Genomic DNA, 21,748 nt, shown 5'->3' on the forward strand with positions numbered 1-21,748 from the left:
TTAGAGAACTCCTGCCTCGTTCTTGAGTTTCTGCACCAACTCGGCAACCGAGCTCACCTTGACGCCGGCCTGGCGCACGGGCGGCTCCGCCGTCTTCAGCACCTTGAGGCGCGGCGACACGTCGACGCCGAGCGCCTCGGGGCTTGTCTCGTCGATCGGCTTCTTCTTCGCCTTCATGATGTTGGGCAGTGACGCATAGCGCGGCTCGTTGAGGCGCAGATCCGTCGTCACGATGGCCGGCAGCTTCAGTGTCAGCGTCTGCAGGCCACCGTCGATCTCGCGCGTCACGTCGACGGAGCCATCGCCGACCACGACCTTGGAGGCGAAAGTGCCCTGCGACCAGCCGAGCAGCGCGGCGAGCATCTGGCCGGTCTGGTTGGCGTCGTCGTCGATGGCCTGCTTGCCCATGATGACGAGGCCGGGCGCCTCCTGCTCGATGATCTTCTTCAACACCTTGGCGACGCCGAGCGGTTCGGTGGCAACGTCGGTCTTCACGAGGATGCCGCGGTCGGCGCCCATGGCAAGGCCGGTGCGGATGGTCTCGGCCGCCTGCTGCGGGCCGATCGACACGACGACGATCTCGCTCGCCTTGCCCGCCTCCTTGAGGCGGATGGCCTCCTCGACGGCGATCTCGTCGAAGGGGTTCATGGACATCTTCACATTGGCGAGCTCGACACCCGAGCCGTCCGCCTTGACGCGGATCTTGACATTGTAGTCTACGACCCGCTTCACGGGCACCAGGATCTTCATCGACTTGAGTCCTTTCGACCGAGGACCGACATGGGACGCCCTGCCGTCATGTGGCGGTGCAGCAAAGCTGAGCGACCGCCTGCCGCATCAACAGGCAACTTGCGTGGCGGGGGACCGTAACGAGCGCCGTTCGGGCTTGTCAACGCCGACGAGCGGCTAGGCGTCCCCGGTCTCGCGTGGCCCATCGGCGATGCCGAGCAGCGGCTGGTCGCGGCGGCGCAACATGAGGACCAGCACGGCTCCTGCGGCAAAGCCGCCGATATGCGCGTACCAGCCCACCGAATCGTCCGAGGCGGTGAAGGCCTGGAAGATCTGGAAGGCGAGCCACAGGCCGATGGCCCAGTAGGCCCGCAGCCGGAGCGGGATGCGCGCGAAGAAGAGGCCCCACAGCCGGACGCGCGGATGGAGGATGAGATAGGCGGCGACAACGCCCGACACCGCGCCCGAAGCGCCGACAAGCGGCCGCTCCGAACCGGGAACGGCGAAAGCATGTGCGAGGCCGGCCGCAGTGCCGCACAGGAGGAAAAACAGGATGAAGCGGGCGTGCCCCATCGCGTCCTCGACATTGTCGCCGAAGACCCAGAGGAACAGCATGTTGCCGGCGAGGTGCAGGAAGGAGACGTGCAGGAAGAGGCTCGTCAGCAGCGTCGCCGGCTCCGGCACCAGCGGCAGCCCCTCCGGCAGGGAAAGGGCGCCGAAGAGCACGCCCGGAATGACGCCGAGCCCGGCGATCGCCCAGTCCGCCGGCAGGATGTCCGGATCGGCGAGAATCAGCAGGTAGCCGAGGATGCAGATGACGAGGAGCGCATAGGTGGCGTAAGGCGCCCTGAGATTGCGCATCGGCACGCCATCGTGCAGCGGCACAAACATGTGGAGCGCTCCGGCCCGGGGACGATCGGCGGCAGCGCCGCTCCCGGTACGCTCAGCGGTTCTGCCCGGGTATCCATAGCACGTCCGCCACGCCCTTGTCGTTGGCGTAGCGTGCGGCGACGAAGAGGAAATCCGACAGGCGGTTGAGATATTTGACGACCGCCGGCGTCACCGGCTCGTCCGCGCGCGCGGCGAGCGCGGTCGCCTGGCGCTCGGCCCGCCGGCAGACGGTGCGGGCCAGGTGCAGCGCCGCCGCCGCCGGGCTGCCACCGGGCAGGACGAAGGAGCGCAGCGGCGACAGATGCGCGTTCAGCTGGTCGATCTCACCTTCGAGCCGCGCCACCTGCGCGTCGAGGATGCGCAGCGGCTCGTAGGGCAGCGGCTTGCCGTCGTCCGGCGTCGAGAGATCGGCCCCGAGATCGAACAGGTCGTTCTGGATGCGCGCGAGCATGGCATCGAGCTCGGCATCCGCGCCCGTATGCAGACGGGCGAGCCCGATGCAGGCGTTCGCCTCGTCCACCGTGCCGTAGGCCTCGACCCTGAGGTCGTACTTCGGCCGCCGCGCGCCCGTGGCGAGGCCCGTCGTGCCGTCGTCGCCGGTGCGGGTATAGATGCGGTTGAGGCGGACCATGACCCCTCAGAAATGGTAGCTCAGCTTCGCACCGACATTGGTGAGGCCGCGATTGTCGTCGCAAAGCCCGCCGTTGGAAAGATGCTCCACAGTGGCCAGCACACTCCAGTTGGCGTCGAACCGATAGCCGATGGACGCCGCCTCGCGGAAGAGAACACGGCAGCCGAGGGCATCGCGCCCGTCGGGCACCACGTCGCCCACCTTGCCGTTGTGCACGGCACCGCCGAAGTCGAGCTCGATGAACAGCGCGTCCGTGATGTCGGCATGCCAGTTGAGACCGGCGAAGACATAGCTCGTCTTGCCGTCGGTATTTGCGCTGATGCCGGCATTGAAGGTGGGCAGCAGCATGTCGACGAGCGGATTCCCGTGCGACCACGGCTTGGCAAAGACGACCTCACCAATGACGTCGACGGAGCCATCCTCCTTGCCGCCGGGATCGTGCGCGAGGACGCCCAGGCGCAACTGCGAGACGAAGTCGGAAAGGCTGCCGGATGGGGCCGGAGCCTGATAGATGGCCGGAGCAGGCGGTGCAAAATCGGCGGCCTGCGCCGGAAGGCCCCAAGTAAGAACGGCCGGCACGCAGATCGCAGCCCGGAAGGAGCGGAACAGGTTCATCGGCACCAACGTCGCTAATGCCAGAGATGACAGGCGATCCGGGAGAGAGGGCCTGCCAGCGAGGAACGGACCAGCACTCCTCCCGCTCAGAGGCATGCCTGATCGTGATGAAAAGGCTTAAAGCGGAGCTGATCGCCGGGCAACCCTGAACCGCACATGGTTAGCAAAGTGTTGCGCCAGTGTTGCAGTTCTGCTGCGGTTGCTGTCAGAAGCCGCGCATCCACACGACGAGCATGATGAGGATGATGGCGAGGAACTGCAGCAGAACCCGCAGACGCATCAGGCGTTGCGAGCGCTCGGGGCTGCCGCCGCGCAGCATGTTGAAGAGCCCGAGGACGAGGACCACGGCGACGACGCCGACGGCCATGGAGACAAGTGTATTGGCGGTCATGATCGTGCTTTAGAGCTCCCTTGCGTCGTCTCCAACCCTGCCGCGTACCTGGGTCCAGCGACCGATCGTCTCGCCGCTGTGTCCGGGATCGGCCTTCTTCGGTCAATTGCGACGCAGGAGGCGCTCGAGATAGTCGATTTCCTCGCTCGGCCGGGTTGGATCGCCGAGCCGCCGGCGCAGTTCGTCGAGGATGCGCCGTGCCCGCACCGCCGCTGATTCGTCCGCGCCTGGAATGCGCACGCGGCCGTCCGACCAGTCGCGGTTGCGCGTCGGCCGTCCGAGAGGGTCCTCGTTGCGCGGCCCGCCGGGGCCCGTGGCGCCCTGCTGGGGCGGCCCGTCGGAGCCGTCGGCCTGCTGCGGCTGGCCGTTGCCCTGCATCTGCTGGGCGAGACCCTGCGCCCCGCGCTGCAGGGCATCGAGCGCCCGTCCCTGAGCGTCGACGGCATCCCCGCTCTGCCCCTGGCCGAGCTGGCCTTCGGCTTCGCGCATCGCCTCCTCGGCCTCGCCGAAGCCAGGCTCGTCCTCGAGGCCGAAGTCGCGCATCCGGCGGCGCAGTTCCTCCAGGCGCTCGCGCAGCGCCTGCTGCCGGTCGGCGAGCCCCTGAGCATCCTGATCCTGCTGGCCGTCCTGCCCCGGCTGGGCCTGCTGGCCGCGCTGGCGCTGTCCGCCCCGGTTCTGCTGCGACCAGGGCGCGCTCTGGCGGTAGGTGTCGTCGCGCAGGTTGCGCTGATCACGCATCATCTCGTCGAGCTCGTTGAGGGAGCGGTTCATCTCCTGCGAGAACTGGTCGCCGCCCTGGTTGGGGCGGGCGGTCTGCAGGTTCTCCAGAATGTTGCGCAACTCGTCGAGCAGGCGCTGCGCGTCTGCCGTGGCGCCCTGCCGGGCCATTTCCTCGAGCCGGTTCAGGAGGTTGTCGAGATCCTGCGGCGTGATGGTGCGCCCCTGGGCGTCCGGCCGCGCCTGGTTTGGCTGGCCAGGATTCTGCTGCATGCGCTGGGCGAATTCGCGCAGGAAGTTGTTCATAGCCTGTCGCAGTTCGTCGGTCAGGCGCCGGATCTCCTCCTCGTCCGCCCCGCGCTCCAGCGCCTGGCGCAGCGCCTCCTGGGCCGCCCGAAGGTCGCGCTCGGCCTGAGACATGCCGCCGTCCTCAATTTGCAGCGCCATCGCCCACAGTAGTTCGGCGACGTCGAGGAGCTCTTCGTCGCTCTTGGCTGCGGCAAGGCGCGCGGAGGCGAGGCCGAGGCCGATATAGACCCCGAGCTCCGGCGTAAAATCTTCCGGAGCGATGAGCAGTGCATCGAGTGCCGTCTGCACCCGGTTGCGCTCGTCCGGCGCGAGCACGAGGTTACGGCGCTGCTCGACGAGCGCCTTGGCGAGCGGCTTTGTGAAGGGCCGCTGCGGCAGCACGACGGTCTTCGTCTCGCTGCGTCCCTCCTGGCTCGCGTGGTCACGGGCGACCAGGGTCATGGCCACGGTCGCACCCGCCCAGGGGCTCGCAGACAGGTCGCTCGTCGTGCGTGTGTCCTCGTCCGCCGCCGGATCGATTGGCAGGGCGAGCGTGATGCGCGGCGGCGGCACCAAGGGGCGCCGGCCCTCCTGTCCGAGCGGCGCAACGAGCGCCTCGGCGGTGTCGATGCCGTAGTCGTCGCCCATGCGATAGGTGAGGGTAATGCTGCCGCGCGCATTGTTCTGCGGCTCGCCGGAGAAGGTGATCGTCGGCGCCATGTCCGGCGTGGCTTCGATGACCACGCGGCTGGCACCTGCCTGCGACGAGACCACGAGTTCGTCGTCCGCCCGGACGGTGAACCGGCGCTCGATGAGCCCGGCCGAGGAATTCCCGGTCGGTTCCTCGATGCTCGGCAGGCCGCGGCCGGCGGAGACGGAAAGGTCGGCACTGCCGGCCGCCCGCACCACGACCGTGCTGCCGACGGGCGCCTTGGCCTGGCGCACCTCGCCGCCGCGCAGGTCGAGCAACAGTGGCGGCAGGCGCGTGTAGTGTGGCGGATCGATCCAACCGTCGATGCGGAAGGGTAGCCCCGCGCTCTGCGGCGCCTGCCAGTCGAAGGCGGATTTCAGGCGCGGGACGGCATCGGCGCCCGCGGCGATGAGTGCCGCCGCAAGCACGATGATGAGGCCGCCACGCACGGCAAAGGGGTCGCGTGCCGCCATGCCCGGCCGCGGCGGCGCGACGCGCATCGAATCGATCGCCGCGGCGGCGCGCTGCCGGTGCGCCTCCCACAGAGCGAGGGTGCCGGGATCACTCGGCGTGCCGGCCAAGCTGTCGGCGAGCGCTGTCGCGGGCCGATGCGGCGCCGGCGAATCGCGGTCGATGCGGGCGAGCACCCGTTGTCGTGTCGGCGGGGGAACGCGCACGAGCGGGACGAGAGAGGCCAGCAGCACAAGCGCGGCAAGGCCGACGCCGTAGGGCCGCGCGCCTGTGGGCACCATGTCCCAGATGCCCAGAAGCGACAGGATGAGGAAGGCGATGATGGTGCCGAGCGGCCACCAGAGGGCCGGCCACAGCGCTTCCCACCACAGCACCAGACGGGCACGCGCCGTGAGCGCGCTGAGCCGCTCGTCGATCATGGGCCGTACGCGCGCGGGCACGCGTGCCGGGCTTTCGCTCATGCGGGTTCTCCACGCGCCGTCTCCGGCACAATGCCCCCACCGACACGAAGGTTAACATGCCCGGGCGCGACGAGAACCCCGTCTCACGCCGATTTGTGGTTGAGCCAATCGGGGATGCGGTCGAGGGCAATCATCTCCGCGACGCTCGGGCGCGGCCGCACGATGGCGGCATCGCTGCCCCGCACCAGCACCTCGGGCACCAGCGGGCGGGTATTGTAGGTGTTGGCCTGAACCGCGCCATATGCCCCGGCCGTCATGACGGCGATGAGGTCGCCCGCCTTCACCTCCGGCATCCGGCGCCCAAGGGCGAGATAGTCGCCGCTCTCGCACACCGGCCCGACGACATCGGCCTTGATCTGTCCCGCATGTGGGGCCTGCACCACCGGGATGATGTCGTGGTGCGCCTCGTAGAGGGTCGGCCGGATGAGGTCGTTCATGCCGGCGTCGACGATGACGAAGGTCTTGCCCTCGCCGTGCTTCACGTAGACCACGCGCGTCACGAGGATGCCGGCGTTGCCGGCTATCATGCGGCCGATCTCGAAGACGAGCTCGAGGCCGAGGCCCCTGGTGTGGCGGGTGATGACCTCGGCATAGGCCTTCGGATCCGGCGGCGGGGGATCGTCGTGGCGATATGGGATGCCGAGGCCGCCGCCGAAGTCGATGTGATGCAGCTTGTGGCCCGCCGCCATCAGGTCGCGCGCCAGCTCGGCGAGCAGGGCTGCTGCATTGTCGAACGGGGCAAGATCGGTAATTTGGCTGCCGATATGCATGTCCACCCCGCGCACGGCGATGCCGGGCAGGGTGGCGGCATGGGCATAGACTTCCCGCGCGCGCGCGATCGGGATGCCGAACTTGTTCTCGGACTTGCCGGTAGAGATCTTGGCGTGGGTCTTGGCGTCGACGTCCGGATTGACGCGCACGGAGACGGGCGCGATCTGCCCGAGCGACTGCGCCACCTCGGACAGGGCCTCGAGCTCCGGCTCCGATTCGAGGTTGAAACACAGGATGCCGGCGTCGAGCGCCGTCGCCATCTCCTCCTTCGTCTTCGCGACACCGGAGAAGACGATCTTGTGCGCGGGCACGCCGGCCGCGAGCGCGCGGGCGAGTTCGCCGGCCGAGACGATGTCCATGCCGGCGCCGAGGTCGGCGAGCGTCTTGAGCACGGCCTGATTCGAATTGGCCTTGACGGCGTAGCAGACGAGCGCCTTCTCGCCGGCGAAGGCTTCCGCGAAGACGCGGTAGTGCCGGCTCAGCGTCTCGGTGGAATAGCAGTAGAACGGTGTCCCGACTTCGTCGGCGAGACGGGTGAGGTCAACGTCCTCGGCATGGAGAACGTCACCGCGATAGGAGAAGTGGTGCATGGCCGGATGGACCGCCGCAGCGGCCGCCCTTTCAGAGGATGGCGTCGAGGAAGAAGGGCTCGTTGGGGCGCGGCTGCGCGACCGGCTGTTTCTTCGGCGTGCCGACCGGGGACGGCGTCAGGCTCGCGCCGCCGGTCGAGGTCTTCTCCTCCTGCGCCGGGGCGTTCGGGTCCGGCGGCAGTTCGAGCGCGCCGCGTCGGCCACAGGCGGCGAGCGCGAGCGCGACGGCGAGGACGACGGCAAGGGAACGGGCGGTGGGCAGCGGTGACGGCACGAAGGCATTCTCCGGGAAAACGGCGCGCACTATAGCGGAAGGATCGCGAAGCGCGAGCCCCAAACGCCGGCGATGGTGCAGGCGCGTGGCCGAAGCCGCGATCCGCCACCTGCGCTCATCGGCCACGTCTTCGTGAGTGGCGACGGTCTGGATTTCGCCGCCGGCGCGCACTAATGCGCCCATGAGGTGATTGAGGAGAGGTGACAGACCCATGGCCGAGACCACGCCGCTCATCCGCCGGCCGCTGTTCGTCGTAGCCGTCCTCGGGGCCGCGATCCTCGGGGTGGGGCTTGCCCTCACGGCGGGCCGGCTCGTCGGCGGCAACGATGCTGCGGCCGCCCAGTGCGAGATGGCGCAGGCGACGCTCGACCGGCTGCGCCCGCTCGCCAAGGGCGAGTTGGCGGCCGTAAAGGTGCCGTCGACGCCACAGCCCCTGCCGCCGCTCGCTTTCGACGGGCCGGACGGAAAGCGCCTGACGCTCGCCGATTTCGAGGGCCGCACCGTCCTGCTCAATCTCTGGGCCACCTGGTGCGCGCCGTGCCGCCAAGAGATGCCGGCGCTCGACGCCCTTCAGGCCGACCTCGGCGGCGCCGATTTCGAGGTCGTCGCCGTCAACATCGATACGCGCGATCCCGAAAAGCCACAGGTCTGGCTGAAGGACGCCGGCATCACGCGCCTCGCCCACTACCGGGACCCGGAGGCGAAGATCTTCCAGGAGCTCAAGTCCGCCGGCAAGGCCTTCGGCATGCCGACGACGCTCGTCGTCGGGCCGAACGGCTGCGCCGTCGCCGAACTTGCCGGCCCGGCCGAGTGGCATTCGGACGACGCGGTGACCTTCATCAGGGCCGCGCTCGGCCGCTAGCCGCCTTCGCCGGGACGTGCCGCTAGGCAGGGATCGAGGATCACGAGGTTCTCGTCCACTCGCTGGTAGCCGCCCGTCACGGCCACGACGTCACCCGGCTGCATGCCGTTGGTGGAATAGGTGACGCAGAGCACCCGCACGTCCGGCTCGGCGCAGATGCCGAGATAGGCCAGCGCCCCGTCGTGCTCGACGAGCGACAGCGGCCCGACGGCCCCGAAGTCGATGCGGGCCGCCTCCTCCTGATCGGGCGCGTCGCGGATGAGCCCGCGGATCTCGTGGCACGCGGCCGGCTTCGCCGGCGGCGCATCGGCCGCGGCGAAGGGGCTCTCGCCCTTGTCCCGGGCAAGGCTTCCCGGTGCGGCGGCCAAGGCCAGCACAAGGGCCGCGGGAAGCACTGCACTTGCCGGCACGTGTACCTCCGTTGCGTCGCGGCCAGGAAAAGGCCCATGAAAAAGGGCACGCCGCCCCGCGCGGCGTGCCCTGATGCGTTTCGCAATTGCCGCGCGTCAGCCCTTCTCGGGCACGCGCACCGCGATGCCCTTGTCACTGAGGTGGCTCTGCAACTCACCCGACTGGAACATTTCGCGCACGATGTCGCAGCCGCCGACGAATTCGCCCTTCACATAGAGCTGCGGGATGGTCGGCCAGTTGGAATAGTCCTTGATACCCTGGCGGATGCCGTCGTCCTCCAGCACGTTGACGCCCTTGTAGGGCACGCCGAGGTAGTCGAGAATCTGCACGACCTGGCCGGAGAACCCGCACATGGGGAACTGGGGGGTGCCCTTCATGAAGAGCACGACGTCGTTCGTCTTGACCTCGTTGTCGATGAAAGCGTGGGCGTTGCTCATGATCTTTCCCTGTTCGCGGGGCTCGTCCATCGACCCGCGGTCCGGCATCAATTCTCGGGCGCGGCCGTCGTCAATGCAAGGGCGTGGAGCGCCCCGCCCATGCGGCCTTGCAGCGCGGCATAGACCATCTGATGCTGCTGAACGCGGGTCTTGCCCTTGAACGACGGCGAGATCACCGTCGCAGCATAGTGGTCGCCATCGCCGGCGAGATCGCGAATCTCGACCGTCGCATCGGGCAGATGCGCCTTGATGAGCTCTTCGATCTCGCGTGCGTCCATTGCCATTGCCGCAGCCCCTTCCCTTGTCCCGCCGTGCCAGTTCAGGCGATTTGACCCGCCATGTAGTCCGGCAGCCATGATTCATGCGCCGTTTTGAGGCGTTCCAGTGATATGGGCGCCTCGCCCGGCAGGGTCAACGCCTCGCCGCCGGTGAGGCCGAGGCGCAGGGCCGGCACGCCGGCCTCCGCCGCGCTGGCGAGGACTGCCTCTGCCTCGTGCGCCGGCACGGCGAGGACATAGCGCGCCTGGTCCTCTCCAAAGAGGAAGGCGTGGGCGGAGAGTCCCTCCGACACCGTGTCCACCGCGCAGCCGATGCCGCTTGTCATCGCCATCTCGGCAAGCGCCACGGCGAGGCCGCCATCCGAGCAGTCGTGCACGGTCCTGACGCGCCCGGCGCGGATCAGGTGGCGCACGAAATCACCATTCCGCTTCTCGACGGCGAGGTCGACGGGGGGCGGCGCCCCTTCCTCACGCCCGCAGATATCGCGCAGGTAGAGCGACTGGCCGAGCCAGCCTCTGGTCTCGCCGATAAGGATGAGGCTCTCGCCCTCGCCCTTGAAGGCGATGGTGGCGTGCACCCTGACGTCGTCGAGGAGGCCGACGCCGCCGATGGTCGGGGTGGGCAGGATGGAGCGGCCCTGCGTCTCGTTGTAGAGCGAGACGTTGCCGGAGACGACCGGGAAGTCGAGCGCGCGGCAGGCCTCGCCGATGCCGCGGATGCAGCCGACGAACTGGCCCATCACGTCCGGCTTCTCCGGATTGCCGAAGTTGAGGTTGTCGGTGACGGCGAGCGGCAGGCCGCCGACGGCAGTGATGTTGCGCCAGGCTTCCGCCACCGCCTGCTTGCCGCCCTCGACCGGGTCCGCCTCGCAATAGCGCGGCGTGACGTCCGTCGTCATGGCAAGGCCCTTCGGCCCGTCGCCGACGCGCACGATGGCGGCGTCGCCGCCCGGCGTCTGCACCGTGTTGCCGAGGATGAGATGGTCGTACTGCTCCCACACCCAGCGCTTGGATGAGAGGTCCGGCGTGCCGACGAGCCTGACCAGCGCCTCGCCGTTTGCCATCGGCGCCGCCACCGTCTCCGGCGGCAATACGGGCTCGATGGCATTCTGGATATGCGGTCGGTCGTAAACGGGAGCCTCGTCGCCGAGCTCCTTGATCGGCAGGTCGGCCATAACCTCGCCCTTGTGCCTGACGACGAAGCGCAAGGTGTCGGTCGTCTTGCCGATGACGGCGAAATCGAGTCCCCATTTGCGGAAGATGGCCTCGGCGATGTCGTGCTTGTCGGGGTCGAGCACCATGAGCATGCGCTCCTGGCTCTCCGACAGCATCATCTCGTAGGCGCTCATGCCTTCCTCGCGGCAGGGCACGGCGTCGAGGTCGAGCTCAATGCCGAGGTCGCCCTTGGCGCCCATCTCGACGGCCGAGCAGGTGAGGCCGGCCGCGCCCATGTCCTGGATGGCGATGACGGAGCCTGAGGCCATCAGTTCGAGACAGGCCTCGAGCAGCAGCTTCTCGGCGAAGGGATCGCCGACCTGCACGGTCGGGCGCTTCTCCTCGGAGTTCTCGTCGAACTCGGCCGAGGCCATGGTGGCGCCGTGGATGCCGTCGCGGCCCGTCTTCGAGCCGAGATAGACGATCGGGTTACCGACGCCGGTCGCCTTGGCGTAGAAGATCTCGTCCGCCTTGGCGATGCCGACCGCCATGGCATTGACGAGGATGTTGCCGTCGTAGCGCGAGTGGAAGCCCACCGAGCCGCCGACGGTCGGCACGCCGAAGGAATTGCCGTAGCCGCCGATGCCGGCCACGACGCCGGCGACGAGATGGCGGGTCTTCGGGTGGTCGGGAGAGCCGAAGCGCAGGGCGTTGAGCGCCGCGACCGGCCGCGCGCCCATGGTGAAGACGTCGCGCAGGATGCCACCCACGCCGGTTGTCGCGCCCTGATAGGGTTCGATATAGGACGGGTGGTTGTGGCTCTCCATCTTGAAGACGCAGGCGAGCCCGTCGCCGATGTCGATGACGCCGGCGTTCTCGCCCGGGCCCTGGATGACCCACGGCGCCTGCGTCGGCAGCGTCTTCAGGTGCAGGCGCGAGGACTTGTAGGAGCAGTGCTCGTTCCACATCGCCGAGACGATGCCGAGCTCGGTGATCGTCGGCTCGCGGCCGATGAGGGCCACGAAACGCTCGTATTCGTCGGGCTTGAGGCCGTGCTCGGCGACGAGTTCGGGCGTGATCTTTGGCTCGTTCGGGATCATCTCGGTTTCCGCTTGGGCTCGGTCGAAAAGCGCTCGCCCGGCCATAGCCTTTCAGCCTCGCCGAGGCAATCGCGGCGACGGCGAAAAGGTCCGCGGTCGCCTCCGGCGCACCATTTTGGCACAGCGGCAGCGGCACGGAATTCGCGATCCGTTCACCAACAGTATCGCGTCGGGAGCGGATTGGACGGCCATGGGACGGAGTGGAAGCTTTTCGGACGGCCTGCGCAAGCGCGCCGATACGGTGGTCGCCGCGGCGCGCATCCTGTGGCCCGTATTGTTGCTCGTGCCGTGCGGGATCGTCGCCGAATACGCCCGCGCCGCCAACGTGCGCTTCGACATGCAGAGTGTTCTCGATGCCACGGCACAGCAATTGGCCCGGGAGGCGGAGGAGCTGGACCAGCTGACGCTGGAGCGTCGGGCCGGCCAGATGTTCCGGGCGAATTTCTACGGTCTTGGCGTGACCTGGGTGGAACAGGTCACGGTCGAGAAGGATCCGGCGACACGTACCCTCACCGTGGCGGCCTCGGGGCGCGTCGAGACGGGCGTGCTCGGCCTATTCCGCTACGAGACCATGCCGGTCGCGGCCGCGACGCGCGTCTCATGGGCCATGTAGGCCTGGACAACGGAGTGACCCCCAAGCCGCCGGTCATGCCGCTGCGAGGCTTTCGAAGAGGCCGCGTCCGTCCGTGCCACCCACAAGCTCATCGATGAGGTTTTCGGGATGCGGCATCATGCCGAGGACATTGAGATCTTCGGAAAATACGCCCGCGATGTCGTTGAGCGAGCCGTTGGGGTTGGCCGCGCGCGAAACGTTGCCCGCCGCATCACAATAGCGGAAGGCGACGCGGCCTTCCGATTCCAGCTCGTGCAGCGTCTCCTCGTCGCAGACGTAGTTGCCCTCGCCGTGGGCGATGCAGACGTCGATGACCTGGCCGACATGGTAGCGGTTAGTGAAGGCGGTGTCCGCCCGCGCCACCTTGAGGTGCTGGCGCCGGCAGATGAAGTGCAGGTCGGCGTTGCGCATCAGTACGCCCGGCAGGAGGCCGGATTCGCACAGGATCTGAAAGCCGTTGCAGATGCCGAGCACGAGCCCGCCGCGCGCCGCGTGCGCTCGCACCGCGTCCATGATCGGCGCCCGGCTGGCGATGGCGCCGCAGCGCAGATAGTCGCCGTAGGAGAAGCCGCCCGGCAGCACGGCAAGATCGGTGCCCGCCGGCAAGTCGTGGTCGGCATGCCATGCGGAAACGACCGTGGCGCCGGCCTGTCTCAAGGCGCGTGCGACGTCGCCGTCACGGTTGGAGCCGGGGAAGGTGATGACCGCCGCTTTCATTGCCGCTTACTCCGCGAGCTCGATGCGGTAGTTCTCGATGACGGTGTTGGCGAGCAGGCGCTCGCAGGCGTCGCGCAGCACGCTCTCGGCCTTTGCCTTGTCCGCGCTCTCCACCTCGATGTCGAAGACCTTGCCCTGGCGAACAGCCCCGATGCCCTCGATGCCGAGGGACTTGAGCCCCCCTTCGATGGCCTTGCCCTGCGGGTCGAGCACGCCTTGCTTGAGGGTCACGGTCACGCGGGCTTTCATGGTTCAGCTCTCCGGCACGAGAAAATGGAAACGGGGGCCAACGGCCCCCGCTTAATCAAAATTGCGCCTTGCGGCAACGTCCAGCGCGTCACTGCACCAGGCGCGGGCCACCGTGGCCGGGCCGCTCGTTCTCGGTGAGGATGCCAAGGCGGCGGGCGACCTCCGAATAGGCCTCGATCAGGCCGCCCATGTCCTTGCGGAAGCGGTCCTTGTCCATCTTGTCGTTCGACTTGATGTCCCACAGGCGGCACGAGTCGGGCGAGATCTCGTCGGCGACGACGATGCGCATCATGTCGCCTTCCCACATGCGGCCCGTTTCCATCTTGAAGTCGACGAGGCGGATGCCGACGCCCAGGAAGAGACCAGAGAGGAAGTCGTTGACACGGATGGCGAGCGCCATGATGTCATCGATCTCCTGAGGCGTCGCCCAGCCGAAAGCGGTGATGTGCTCCTCCGAGACCATCGGGTCGTTGAGCGCGTCGTTCTTGTAGTAGAACTCGATGATCGAGCGCGGCAGCTGCGTGCCTTCCTCGATGCCGAGGCGCTGCGACAGGGACCCGGCAGCGACGTTGCGCACCACCACCTCGAGCGGGATGATCTCGACCTCGCGGATCAACTGCTCACGCATGTTCAGCCGACGGATGAAGTGCGTCGGCACGCCGATGTCGTTGAGATTCTGGAAGATGTATTCCGAGATGCGGTTGTTCAGAACGCCCTTGCCGTCGATAATCTCGTGCTTCTTGGCGTTGAATGCGGTCGCATCATCCTTGAAGTGTTGAATGAGCGTGCCCGGCTCGGGGCCCTCGTAGAGCACCTTTGCCTTGCCCTCGTAGATACGACGGCGACGGTTCATCGGCGTATACCGTGTTTTGAGAAAGTCCATCGGGGGTGCCGTGGCTCCATACAAAAGGTCCGCGGCTCGAAGCGGGCGGGGACCGGTTCGAGGCTCTTTGTGCTTGCGGACAAAGCCCTCGCCCGCGAGGCGCAACCTAGCCGATTGCGCGCTGAAGCACAACGACCGCGCCGGGCGGCGGACGTTCGCTGGCCATCATCGACCCGGATGTGGGGTGTCGCGGCATGCGTTGCAAGCGCGCACCGTCCGGTGTCTGATGAGGGAAAGGGGAGGAGGCGTGATTCGAGCCCGATTTGGGCTGGCGCTTAAGCCTCCCGCCATCTATATCGCCGCCTGAGCGACCGCATGAGGGAGAGTTGAGCCCGATGACGACCTTCGACAAGCGCGAAGAGGCCTTCGAGAAGAAGTTTGCGCACGACGAGGAGTTGCGCTTCAAGGCGACGGCCCGGCGCAACAAGCTGCTCGGGCTCTGGGCGGCGCAGCAACTCGGCAAGTCCGGGCCCGATGCCGAGGCCTATGCCAAGAGTGTCGTTCTGGCCGATTTCGAGGAGGCGGGCGACGACGACGTCTTCCGCAAGGTGCGGGCCGATTTCGATGCCGCTGGTGTCGGCCAGTCCGACCACCAGATCCGCCGCACCATGACCGAGCTGATGGCCCAGGCCATCGAGGAAGTCAAAGGCCAGTAGGGTCGCTGCCGCAGATTGGTCGGGGGACGCCATGTCGATCCATGGGGATTTCGCCAGCCGGCTCGCATCAGGCGGGCCGCTGTTTTCCGCCTGGGTTGGCAGCCGCGAGCCGGCCGTCGCCGCTGTGCTCGCCCGTGAGGCCTTCGACGTCGTCACGCTCGACATGCAGCATGGGGCCGTCGACATCGACGCCGCCATCCGCGGCATCCAGTTGGTGGCCGGCGCCGGCAAGCCAGCCGTCGTCCGCATTCCCGTCGGCGATTTCCAGGCGACCTCGCGCATGCTCGACGCCGGGGCCGCCGCCGTCATTGCGCCGATGGTCAATTCAGCAGCCGATGCACGGGCCTTCGCAGCCTTCGCCAAGTTCCCGCCGCTCGGCGAGCGCAGCTGGGGGCCGCATGCGGCGCTCGCCCTGTCGGGTCTGGCACCGAAGGACTATCTCGCCCGCGCCAACGGCCTCACTGGCGCTGTGGCGATGATCGAGACGCGAGCGGCGCTTGACGCGCTCGACGACATCCTCGCGGTCGAAGGCATTGATGCGGTCTTCATCGGCCCCTCCGACCTGTCCATCGCCTTGTCCGGCGGACGTGAGCTCGAGCCGGAATCGGCGGCCGTCGACGAAGCGATCGACCACGTGCTTGCCCGCGCCAAGGCGGCCGGCAAGGCGGTCTGGGCCTATGCGGGCCCGCCGGAGCGCGCGGCGGCCTTCGCGCGCAAGGGCATCGTCGTCTCCGCCATTGGCAGCGACACGGTCTTCCTGCGCCAGGGCGCGCAGGCGGCGCTCGCGGCTGTCGGGCGCTGATCAGGCCGGGTAGGGCAGGCCGAAGGCGCGTGCGAGGAACAATCCGCCCTGGCGCAGGCCCTCGCTGTCGATGCCATGCCCGATGCCCGGCGACAGGTGCCATTCGGTCGGCACGTCGAGGCTCGACAGCGCCTGCGACGAAAAGAACAGCGCCTCGACCGGGATGACCTCGTCGGCATCGCCATGGACCAGCAGCACCGGTGGCCGGGCGCGGATCTCTTCCCGCATCGCATCAGGTGCAGCACCGCTCGGCCCCACCAGCATGCCGGAATAACCGACGATCGCCGCTGGTGCGCTGCGCCGCCTGAGGCCAACGTGCAGCGCCATCATGGTGCCCTGGCTGAAGCCGACGAGGGCGAGCCGGTCCCCGCTCAGCCCATGGCGGGCCAACTCGGCGTCGAGGAAGGCATCGAGCCCGGGCCCGGCATGGTTGACGCCGCGCCAGCGCTCGTCCGGATCGCGGAAGGTGAGGGCGAACCACTGCCGACCCATGGGCGACATGCCGCAGGGCTCCGGCGCGTGCGGCGAGACGAAGGCCGCATCCGGCAACCAGCGCTGCCACTGGCGGCCAATGTCGATGAGGTCGTTTCCGTCCGCGCCGTAGCCGTGCAGGAAGACGACGAGCTGGCGAGCGGTGCCCGATCGCGCGGCAAGGCGCGGCCCGTCTATCGTTCGCTGGTCCATGTCGTCGTCCCGTGCGGCTCGTGATGGCTATTCCCGCTGATTAGCGAATCGTGCTGGCACGGTCGAGCGATTCGCGTCGGCTCATGTAGCGTCGGCGCCGAGTACCGGTGCACCTTCGCGACCGTGGCGGGCGATGCGGTAATAGGCCCACAGCACGCGTGCCGCGACGCCGCGGAAAGGCTGCCAGCGTTCCTCGGCGATGGCGCGCAGCTCCTTCTCGCGCGGGCGTTCGTCGAGTGCGAGCGCAAGGCGCGCGGCCTCCTGCAGGGCGAGATCCCCGGCCGGAAAGATGTCGGGATGGCCGAGGCAGAAGAGAAGGTAGATTTCCGCGGTCCACGGGCCGATGCCCTTCACGGCGGTGAGCGCGGCGATGGCCTCGTCCGGCGCCATCGCGCCGAGCGCCTCGATCGGCAGATGCCCTTCGGCGATCGCGAGGGCGACGGCGCGCAGCCCGCGCATTTTCGGCAGCGAGAGCCCGCAGGCGCGCAGGTCCGCATCGCTCGCGGCGAGGAAGGCGAGGGGCTCGAGCGGGTCGAAACGCGCCGTCACCCGCGCCCAGATCGCATTGGCGCTGGCAACGGACACCTGCTGGGCGACGATGATGCCGGCGAGCCCGGAAAAGCCCGGATCTCGCAGGCGCAGCGGCGGCCGCGCGCCGGCCTCGACAAGCTCGCCGATCAGCGGGTCGGCGGCGATGAGGCCGGAGAGGGCATGGTCGAGCGCCGTCTCGCCGTCGATGATGCGCGGCATCGGATATCCTCGGCATGATTCGAATCGTGGTCGTTTCATCATGACGCATGCGGCAGTGGGGGCGAAGACGACACCCGTTTTGCGCTTCGCGCCGAGCCCCAATGGTTTCCTCCACCTCGGGCACGCCTATTCGGCACTGCTTAATGCGGCGCTCGCCCGCCGGCTCGGCGGGCGGCTGCTGCTGCGCATCGAGGACATCGACCCGACGCGCTGCCGCCCGGAGTTCGAACGGGCCATCTACGAGGATCTCGCCTGGCTGGGTTTCGCATGGGAGGAGCCGGTGCGCCGCCAGTCGGATCACATGGCCGACTACGGGGCGGCGCTGGGGAAGCTGCGTGCGATGGGCCTCGTTTATCCCTGTTTCGCCAGCCGCCAGGAGATCCGGACAGCCATTGCCGAATGGGAGCGTGCCGAAGGTAGACCGTGGCCGTGCGATCCCGACGGCGCGCCGCTCTATCCCGGGCTCGCGCGGCGGCTGCAGGCCGATGAGGTCGCCCGCCGCCTCGCCGCCGGCGAACCGCATGCCTTGCGGCTCGACATGGCGGGCGCTCTCGGCCGCCTTGCGGCATCCGGTCGCGAACTGGTCTTCATCGCCTTTGATCCCGACGATGGCGAGCGAGTCGTCTCCGCCGATCCGGCGCGCTGGGGCGACGTGGTGCTCGCGCGCAAGGAGGTGCCGACGAGCTATCACCTGTCGGTGGTCGTCGACGACGCGCTGCAGGGCGTCACGCATGTGGTGCGCGGACGCGACCTCGCGGCGGCGACCGACGTGCACCGCCTCCTGCAGGCGCTGCTCGAGCTGCCGGTGCCGCGCTATCACCACCACGACCTCGTCGCCGACGAAGCCGGTCTCAAGCTCGCCAAGAGTCGCGGCTCGCCGGCCCTGCGTGATCTGAGGGCGGCAGGGATCGGCGCGGAGGAGATCAGGCGACGCCTCGGCTTCCGTCTCTGAGCTCGGGAAACCGGCCTTAGCCGGCCCCGAGCACCGTAAGCCAGAGGATCGTGCTCGCCAGCGCGAAGCCCGTCGACATGGCGATGGAGCCGGAGGCGATGGCGATGCCGCAGCGGTACCGTTCGGCGAGGAGGTAGGCATTGATGCCGGAGGGCGAGGCCGCGAACAGCACGGCGACGCCCGCCCAGGTCGGCGGAATCTGGAACACGTGCAGCGCCAGCACATAGACAATGAAAGGGTGCACCAGCAGCTTGAGCACCGTGATCGTGCTTGCGAGACCGAGGCCTTCGCCGAAGCCGTAGCGTCGCAGCGCGACGCCCATGGCGATGAGCGCGCAGGGCACGGCCGCCTCGGCGATGGGATTGATGAGGGCCCAGGCGACGTCGGGCAGCCCGCCCGGCAGGAGCCTCGCCAGCGAGCCGAGGATGACCGCGATGACGATGGGATGGGTGATCAGCCGCCGTGCGATGGTCAGCGGCGAGGTGCCGCGCCCTTCGACGAGGATGGTGGCCACCGTCATCATGATCGGCAGGTGGATAGCGATCAGCAGGAAGAGCGGAACGGCGCCCTCGTCGCCATAGGCCTTGAGGATGAGCGGGATGCCGACGAGTACGGTGTTGGACTGCGCCGCCGAGAAGCCGGCAACGGCCCCCTCCGTCTCCGTGACGCCGAACAGGCGCCGCGCGATGACCGTGGCAAGCACCCACACGACGGCGACGCCGCCGAAATAGGCTAGCCAGTAGCCCCAGGGCTGCACCTCCGGCAGCGTGGCCTTCGCCAGGGTGCGGAAGATGAGACAGGGAATGGCGAGGGCATAGACGAAATCCGACAGGCCTTCGCCGGTGCGGTCGTTGAGCAGGCCGACGAAGCGGGCGAAGAAGCCGACGGCGATGAGCCCGAAGATCGGCAAGACGAGCAGGAAGACGGAGAGCATGGCCTGACCGGTCGGAGAAGCTGCGCGACCTTGGAGCGGGGGCGCCGGACGGGCTAGGCGTTGAGGCGCAGGGCTGCCATGCGGCCGCCGGAGCGGCTCAGCCGCCCTCGGCCATCTGCACGCCCGTCTCGGCCCGGCCGCGCAGCTCGCGGATCTGGTTGCGCTGGCGGCGGAACTCGGCGAGCGCCGTGCCCTCCAGCTCGCGGCCGCGCGGCACCTTGATTTTCATCGGATTGACGAAGTGGCCGTTGACCAGCACCTCGTAGTGCAGGTGCGCCCCGGTCGACAGGCCCGTGTTGCCGACATAGCCGATGACCTGGCCCTGGCGTACCCGGCTGCCCTCCTGGATGCCGCGGGCGAACCCCGACTGGTGGGAATAGGTCGTGACGTAGCCATTGGCGTGCTGGATCTCGATGCGCCGGCCGTAGCCGGAGCTCCAGCCGGCCTTGATCACGACGCCGTCGCCGGCGGCGAGAATGGGCGTGCCTGACCGGTTCGACCAGTCGACGCCCGTGTGCATCTTGGAATAGCCGAGGATCGGATGACGGCGGGTGCCGAAGCCCGACCGCATGATGCCGTCGGTGATCGGCTTGCGCAGCAGGAACTTCTTCAGCGAACGTCCGTCCTCGTCGAAATAGTCCACGGCGTTGTCCTGCGGTGACTGGTAGCGGTAGACCGCCCGTCGCTCGCCGCCGACGGTGAGCGCGGCAAACAAGACATCTCCGCCGGCCGTGCCATCGTCATCGGCCATGAACAGCTCGATCGAGTCGCTCGGCCCGACGCGGCGCTGGAAATCGACGTCATAGGCAAAGATGCGGATGAGATCCTGGACGACAGCGCGCGCAATGCCGTTCTTCTGCGCCGTCTCATAGAGGCTCTCGTAAAGGCGGGCGCCGCGCCCGCCGGCCTCCTCCTCGCCTTCCTCGCCGGTTTCATCGCCCGTCTCGGCCGCTGCCGTGGCGAATTCCTCCTGCGGCAGCGACACAGGCACGAAGCGGCCCCGATCATCGAGGGCGGCCATCGCCGCGATCGACTGGGAATCGAGGATCATGACCCGCGCGATGCGCCGCGGGCCGCTGCCGTCGGCATTGGGGGCGAGGAGCACCCGAACATTCTGGCCCTCGCGCACGGCCTTGACTGCGTCACTCCCCAGCGCCGCGAGGATGGCCGCGACCGCGTCCTGATCGGCGCCCTCCGCAGCCAGGAGGTCGGCGAGCTTGTCACCCTTCTTGATGGGGATGATCTTCTCGTCGATGGCGGCGGCGCCCTCGCCGGGGGGCTGTCTTTCGACGATCGTGACGTTCTCGGGCACCACGCGGATGTCGAGCTCCTTGAACGGGGCGTCGATCGGATTGGCGTAGGCGAGGGCGGGACTTGCCAGGGCCACATGGCGCAGGGTGCGCGAGAGCATCAGTTGGGCCGGCGCGGTCAACGACGGCTCGTTGCGGACGCTGACGGTCAGCCGCTGCTCCTCGGCCAGCTGCGCGAGGGCTTCCTCGTCGGTCAGGCCCGGCGCATCGGCGTCGATGTCGACGTCGTCGAGGTCCCGGCGAACGAAGGATACGTCTGCATCGGCATCGGAGGGAGCCGGCTCCACCTCGGCGAGGCGCTCGGCGGCATCCTCTCCCTCGGCATAGAGCTTGAGCGGATTGAAGGGCGGAATATCGGAGGCGTAGACGCCGGCCGTCTGCGACAGGTTGGTGGCAAGGCGCAGGAAGGGCCTGACCTTGATCACCTCGCGGTCGCCGACCCGCATGGTCATCGGCGCCTTGATGGTCTGCTTGGCGGCGACGAAGAGCTCGGAGCGCACGAGCTTGTCGCCCTTGACGATACGGCTTTCGCCTTGGCGCCCGTCATCGCCGCCCCGAACGATCTCCCGCGCCCGTTCGGGCAACTGTGCAAAGATGGTGTCGCCTTGCAGCGCTACATAGATGGCCGCGCCGAGCAGCGCCGCGCCGCTCACTCCGGTCAGGATGCTGGCGGCAAGCCAGCGCAGGCTGAAGCTGCGGCGGTCGCCATGCGGCGAGGTCTGGCCTTCGGGATCGATGGGCGGCTCGTGACCGAGATCGACCAGCACGATCGGGCGCTCGCGTCGCGCGCCTTCGACGCGTACGGGCGCCCGTGGCGGGACGGCATCCGCAGGCGACAGGAAGGCTCCGCTGCCCTCGGGCATGTGGTCAATCTTCATGCTCTCGTGTTCGTCCCCTGGCACCAGAAGCCCTTGCCGCCGGCCGGTTGAACGCGTGCGCGTTCAAGCTGCAGATCGTCTTTTGCCGGTGACCAACCGGCAAATCAACCGGAACCTGCAAGGCGCCGTCGTTGCAAGAGACCGCTGTGTCGCCTGTTTGCGCAGACAGTATGGTCGAAGTGCGGCGGGGCTGCGAGGCGACGGCGGCCATGACGTATCGCGGGTTATCCCCAGGGGGTGGGTGGTGGCCGTCAAAAAAAATTCATGGCCCGTGTTGACAGGGGAAATCGACCCGACCTATATAAGCCCCACAACGGCGCTGCCGCTGACGGCGAGCGGCGCTGACCGCTTCATCTGAAAGACGGGTTCATCCACCCGGCCACGGTCGGGATGGATGCTTGTGCTCCTGAGGCGGCAGCATCACCGGATGCATCGCTCTTTGACATTGTTGAGAGAGGAAGAGAAGCGTAGGCGGCGGTATTTTTGCGGCCTTTGCTGATCGGTTGAGCCTTTCGGGGTTTTTCTGGTTGGTGTGGGCGATAGAGATATCGGCTGTG

At 68.1% G+C, this 21,748-nt stretch carries 25 protein-coding genes; 5 read left to right on the top strand and 20 right to left on the bottom strand.

Annotated features, from left to right (window positions below):
- The 8 genes from P2T65_RS19610 to P2T65_RS19645 all read right to left on the bottom strand — a co-directional run bounded on the left by P2T65_RS19610 (position 1) and on the right by P2T65_RS19645 (position 7,733).
- Positions 1–750 (bottom strand): electron transfer flavoprotein subunit beta/FixA family protein, encoded by a 750-nt coding sequence (locus P2T65_RS19610; protein WP_063187699.1) that lies wholly within the window; start codon positions 748–750, stop codon positions 1–3.
- 156 nt (positions 751–906) lie between these two features.
- Positions 907–1,620, bottom strand: coding sequence for a rhomboid family intramembrane serine protease (locus tag P2T65_RS19615; protein WP_055460887.1), 714 nt, complete (start codon positions 1,618–1,620; stop codon positions 907–909).
- A gap of 52 nt (positions 1,621–1,672) precedes the next feature.
- Positions 1,673–2,251, bottom strand: coding sequence for a cob(I)yrinic acid a,c-diamide adenosyltransferase (locus P2T65_RS19620; RefSeq protein WP_276200526.1), 579 nt, complete (start codon positions 2,249–2,251; stop codon positions 1,673–1,675).
- 6 nt (positions 2,252–2,257) lie between these two features.
- Complete coding sequence (locus P2T65_RS19625; protein WP_055460886.1) at positions 2,258–2,866, bottom strand: acyloxyacyl hydrolase; 609 nt, start codon at positions 2,864–2,866, stop codon at positions 2,258–2,260.
- Positions 2,867–3,071: 205 nt separating this feature from the next.
- Positions 3,072–3,257: a twin transmembrane helix small protein gene (locus P2T65_RS19630; protein WP_055460885.1), complete on the bottom strand. Its 186-nt coding sequence runs from the start codon at positions 3,255–3,257 to the stop codon at positions 3,072–3,074.
- A gap of 102 nt (positions 3,258–3,359) precedes the next feature.
- Entirely contained in the window at positions 3,360–5,885 is a 2,526-nt protein-coding gene (locus P2T65_RS19635; RefSeq protein ID WP_055460884.1) for a TIGR02302 family protein, read from the bottom strand.
- Between the two features lie 83 nt (positions 5,886–5,968).
- Entirely contained in the window at positions 5,969–7,246 is a 1,278-nt protein-coding gene (lysA, locus tag P2T65_RS19640; RefSeq protein ID WP_276200527.1) for a diaminopimelate decarboxylase, read from the bottom strand.
- Positions 7,247–7,277: 31 nt separating this feature from the next.
- Positions 7,278–7,733 carry a lipoprotein gene (locus P2T65_RS19645; protein ID WP_245280631.1) on the bottom strand — a complete coding sequence of 152 codons (456 nt, stop codon included), beginning with the start codon at positions 7,731–7,733 and terminating at the stop codon, positions 7,278–7,280.
- Between P2T65_RS19645 and P2T65_RS19650 the strand changes: the two genes are divergently transcribed.
- Positions 7,732–8,382 (top strand): TlpA disulfide reductase family protein, encoded by a 651-nt coding sequence (locus P2T65_RS19650; protein ID WP_276200528.1) that lies wholly within the window; start codon positions 7,732–7,734, stop codon positions 8,380–8,382. The genes P2T65_RS19645 and P2T65_RS19650 overlap by 2 nt on opposite strands.
- On the opposite strand, the gene P2T65_RS19655 is transcribed toward P2T65_RS19650, so the two are convergent.
- From P2T65_RS19655 to purL, 4 genes are all read right to left on the bottom strand, one after another.
- A complete protein-coding gene (locus tag P2T65_RS19655) occupies positions 8,379–8,792 on the bottom strand; it encodes a hypothetical protein (RefSeq protein WP_276200529.1) in 414 nt (137 codons plus the stop codon). The two genes, P2T65_RS19650 and P2T65_RS19655, sit on opposite strands and share 4 nt — an antisense overlap.
- A 96-nt stretch (positions 8,793–8,888) precedes the next feature.
- Positions 8,889–9,230 carry a Grx4 family monothiol glutaredoxin gene (gene grxD, locus P2T65_RS19660; protein ID WP_055460924.1) on the bottom strand — a complete coding sequence of 114 codons (342 nt, stop codon included), beginning with the start codon at positions 9,228–9,230 and terminating at the stop codon, positions 8,889–8,891.
- Between the two features lie 47 nt (positions 9,231–9,277).
- Complete coding sequence (locus P2T65_RS19665; protein WP_055460879.1) at positions 9,278–9,514, bottom strand: BolA family transcriptional regulator; 237 nt, start codon at positions 9,512–9,514, stop codon at positions 9,278–9,280.
- Positions 9,515–9,549: 35 nt separating this feature from the next.
- Complete coding sequence (gene purL / locus P2T65_RS19670; RefSeq protein WP_276200530.1) at positions 9,550–11,763, bottom strand: phosphoribosylformylglycinamidine synthase subunit PurL; 2,214 nt, start codon at positions 11,761–11,763, stop codon at positions 9,550–9,552.
- A gap of 190 nt (positions 11,764–11,953) precedes the next feature.
- On the opposite strand from purL, the gene P2T65_RS19675 reads away from it, so the two are divergent.
- Positions 11,954–12,376 (top strand): hypothetical protein, encoded by a 423-nt coding sequence (locus tag P2T65_RS19675; protein ID WP_063187681.1) that lies wholly within the window; start codon positions 11,954–11,956, stop codon positions 12,374–12,376.
- A 33-nt stretch (positions 12,377–12,409) separates the two neighbouring features.
- Here the strand turns inward: P2T65_RS19675 and purQ are convergent, their stop codons facing one another.
- From purQ to purC, 3 genes are all read right to left on the bottom strand, one after another.
- Positions 12,410–13,093 carry a phosphoribosylformylglycinamidine synthase subunit PurQ gene (purQ, locus tag P2T65_RS19680; RefSeq protein WP_063187678.1) on the bottom strand — a complete coding sequence of 228 codons (684 nt, stop codon included), beginning with the start codon at positions 13,091–13,093 and terminating at the stop codon, positions 12,410–12,412.
- Between the two features lie 6 nt (positions 13,094–13,099).
- The gene (gene purS / locus P2T65_RS19685; protein ID WP_055460876.1) at positions 13,100–13,342 is read right to left on the bottom strand and encodes a phosphoribosylformylglycinamidine synthase subunit PurS; all 243 of its coding nucleotides are present in this window, start codon (positions 13,340–13,342) and stop codon (positions 13,100–13,102) included.
- Between the two features lie 88 nt (positions 13,343–13,430).
- The gene (gene purC, locus P2T65_RS19690) at positions 13,431–14,225 is read right to left on the bottom strand and encodes a phosphoribosylaminoimidazolesuccinocarboxamide synthase (RefSeq protein ID WP_019402193.1); all 795 of its coding nucleotides are present in this window, start codon (positions 14,223–14,225) and stop codon (positions 13,431–13,433) included.
- A 335-nt stretch (positions 14,226–14,560) separates the two neighbouring features.
- Here purC and P2T65_RS19695 point away from each other — a divergent pair, with 335 nt between their 5' ends.
- Positions 14,561–14,881: a DUF1476 domain-containing protein gene (locus tag P2T65_RS19695; RefSeq protein WP_019402192.1), complete on the top strand. Its 321-nt coding sequence runs from the start codon at positions 14,561–14,563 to the stop codon at positions 14,879–14,881.
- Between the two features lie 31 nt (positions 14,882–14,912).
- On the top strand, positions 14,913–15,683 hold the full coding sequence (locus P2T65_RS19700; RefSeq protein WP_055460875.1) for an aldolase/citrate lyase family protein: 771 nt from the start codon (positions 14,913–14,915) through the stop codon (positions 15,681–15,683).
- Here P2T65_RS19700 and P2T65_RS19705 read toward each other — a convergent pair whose 3' ends face one another.
- Entirely contained in the window at positions 15,684–16,367 is a 684-nt protein-coding gene (locus P2T65_RS19705) for a prolyl oligopeptidase family serine peptidase (protein ID WP_055460874.1), read from the bottom strand. It lies immediately after the preceding gene.
- A gap of 81 nt (positions 16,368–16,448) precedes the next feature.
- Positions 16,449–17,117: a DNA-3-methyladenine glycosylase gene (locus P2T65_RS19710; RefSeq protein WP_210166022.1), complete on the bottom strand. Its 669-nt coding sequence runs from the start codon at positions 17,115–17,117 to the stop codon at positions 16,449–16,451.
- Positions 17,118–17,157: 40 nt separating this feature from the next.
- Here P2T65_RS19710 and gluQRS point away from each other — a divergent pair, with 40 nt between their 5' ends.
- A complete protein-coding gene (gene gluQRS / locus P2T65_RS19715) occupies positions 17,158–18,069 on the top strand; it encodes a tRNA glutamyl-Q(34) synthetase GluQRS (protein ID WP_276200531.1) in 912 nt (303 codons plus the stop codon).
- Positions 18,070–18,085: 16 nt separating this feature from the next.
- Here the strand turns inward: gluQRS and P2T65_RS19720 are convergent, their stop codons facing one another.
- The 3 genes from P2T65_RS19720 to P2T65_RS19730 all read right to left on the bottom strand — a co-directional run.
- The gene (locus P2T65_RS19720) at positions 18,086–19,003 is read right to left on the bottom strand and encodes an AEC family transporter (protein ID WP_276200532.1); all 918 of its coding nucleotides are present in this window, start codon (positions 19,001–19,003) and stop codon (positions 18,086–18,088) included.
- Between the two features lie 97 nt (positions 19,004–19,100).
- Entirely contained in the window at positions 19,101–21,191 is a 2,091-nt protein-coding gene (locus P2T65_RS19725; RefSeq protein ID WP_276200533.1) for a peptidoglycan DD-metalloendopeptidase family protein, read from the bottom strand.
- Between the two features lie 367 nt (positions 21,192–21,558).
- A partial coding sequence (locus P2T65_RS19730) for a hypothetical protein (RefSeq protein WP_276200534.1) occupies positions 21,559–21,748 on the bottom strand: 190 nt, incomplete at its 5' end.

The sequence above is a fragment of the Chelatococcus sp. XZ-Ab1 genome, from assembly GCF_029309855.1.
GTDB lineage: Bacteria > Pseudomonadota > Alphaproteobacteria > Rhizobiales > Beijerinckiaceae > Chelatococcus_A > Chelatococcus_A sambhunathii.

Bases quoted from the DNA above. Each gene is read 5' to 3' on its own strand.
- P2T65_RS19725 (WP_276200533.1), bottom strand. From the start codon at position 21,191: ATGAAGATTGACCACATGCCCGAGGGCAGCGGAGCCTTCCTGTCGCCT.
- P2T65_RS19700 (WP_055460875.1), top strand. From the start codon at position 14,913: ATGTCGATCCATGGGGATTTCGCCAGCCGGCTCGCATCAGGCGGGCCG.
- purL (WP_276200530.1), bottom strand. From the start codon at position 11,763: ATGATCCCGAACGAGCCAAAGATCACGCCCGAACTCGTCGCCGAGCAC.
- gluQRS (WP_276200531.1), top strand. From the start codon at position 17,158: ATGACGCATGCGGCAGTGGGGGCGAAGACGACACCCGTTTTGCGCTTC.
- P2T65_RS19675 (WP_063187681.1), top strand. From the start codon at position 11,954: ATGGGACGGAGTGGAAGCTTTTCGGACGGCCTGCGCAAGCGCGCCGAT.
- P2T65_RS19615 (WP_055460887.1), bottom strand. From the start codon at position 1,620: ATGTTTGTGCCGCTGCACGATGGCGTGCCGATGCGCAATCTCAGGGCG.
- P2T65_RS19645 (WP_245280631.1), bottom strand. From the start codon at position 7,733: ATGGGTCTGTCACCTCTCCTCAATCACCTCATGGGCGCATTAGTGCGC.
- P2T65_RS19650 (WP_276200528.1), top strand. From the start codon at position 7,732: ATGGCCGAGACCACGCCGCTCATCCGCCGGCCGCTGTTCGTCGTAGCC.
- P2T65_RS19720 (WP_276200532.1), bottom strand. From the start codon at position 19,003: ATGCTCTCCGTCTTCCTGCTCGTCTTGCCGATCTTCGGGCTCATCGCC.
- lysA (WP_276200527.1), bottom strand. From the start codon at position 7,246: ATGCACCACTTCTCCTATCGCGGTGACGTTCTCCATGCCGAGGACGTT.
- purS (WP_055460876.1), bottom strand. From the start codon at position 13,342: ATGAAAGCCCGCGTGACCGTGACCCTCAAGCAAGGCGTGCTCGACCCG.
- P2T65_RS19620 (WP_276200526.1), bottom strand. From the start codon at position 2,251: ATGGTCCGCCTCAACCGCATCTATACCCGCACCGGCGACGACGGCACG.
- P2T65_RS19705 (WP_055460874.1), bottom strand. From the start codon at position 16,367: ATGGACCAGCGAACGATAGACGGGCCGCGCCTTGCCGCGCGATCGGGC.
- P2T65_RS19635 (WP_055460884.1), bottom strand. From the start codon at position 5,885: ATGAGCGAAAGCCCGGCACGCGTGCCCGCGCGCGTACGGCCCATGATC.
- purQ (WP_063187678.1), bottom strand. From the start codon at position 13,093: ATGAAAGCGGCGGTCATCACCTTCCCCGGCTCCAACCGTGACGGCGAC.
- grxD (WP_055460924.1), bottom strand. From the start codon at position 9,230: ATGAGCAACGCCCACGCTTTCATCGACAACGAGGTCAAGACGAACGAC.
- purC (WP_019402193.1), bottom strand. From the start codon at position 14,225: ATGGACTTTCTCAAAACACGGTATACGCCGATGAACCGTCGCCGTCGT.
- P2T65_RS19710 (WP_210166022.1), bottom strand. From the start codon at position 17,117: ATGCCGCGCATCATCGACGGCGAGACGGCGCTCGACCATGCCCTCTCC.
- P2T65_RS19625 (WP_055460886.1), bottom strand. From the start codon at position 2,866: ATGAACCTGTTCCGCTCCTTCCGGGCTGCGATCTGCGTGCCGGCCGTT.
- P2T65_RS19610 (WP_063187699.1), bottom strand. From the start codon at position 750: ATGAAGATCCTGGTGCCCGTGAAGCGGGTCGTAGACTACAATGTCAAG.
- P2T65_RS19665 (WP_055460879.1), bottom strand. From the start codon at position 9,514: ATGGCAATGGACGCACGCGAGATCGAAGAGCTCATCAAGGCGCATCTG.
- P2T65_RS19695 (WP_019402192.1), top strand. From the start codon at position 14,561: ATGACGACCTTCGACAAGCGCGAAGAGGCCTTCGAGAAGAAGTTTGCG.
- P2T65_RS19630 (WP_055460885.1), bottom strand. From the start codon at position 3,257: ATGACCGCCAATACACTTGTCTCCATGGCCGTCGGCGTCGTCGCCGTG.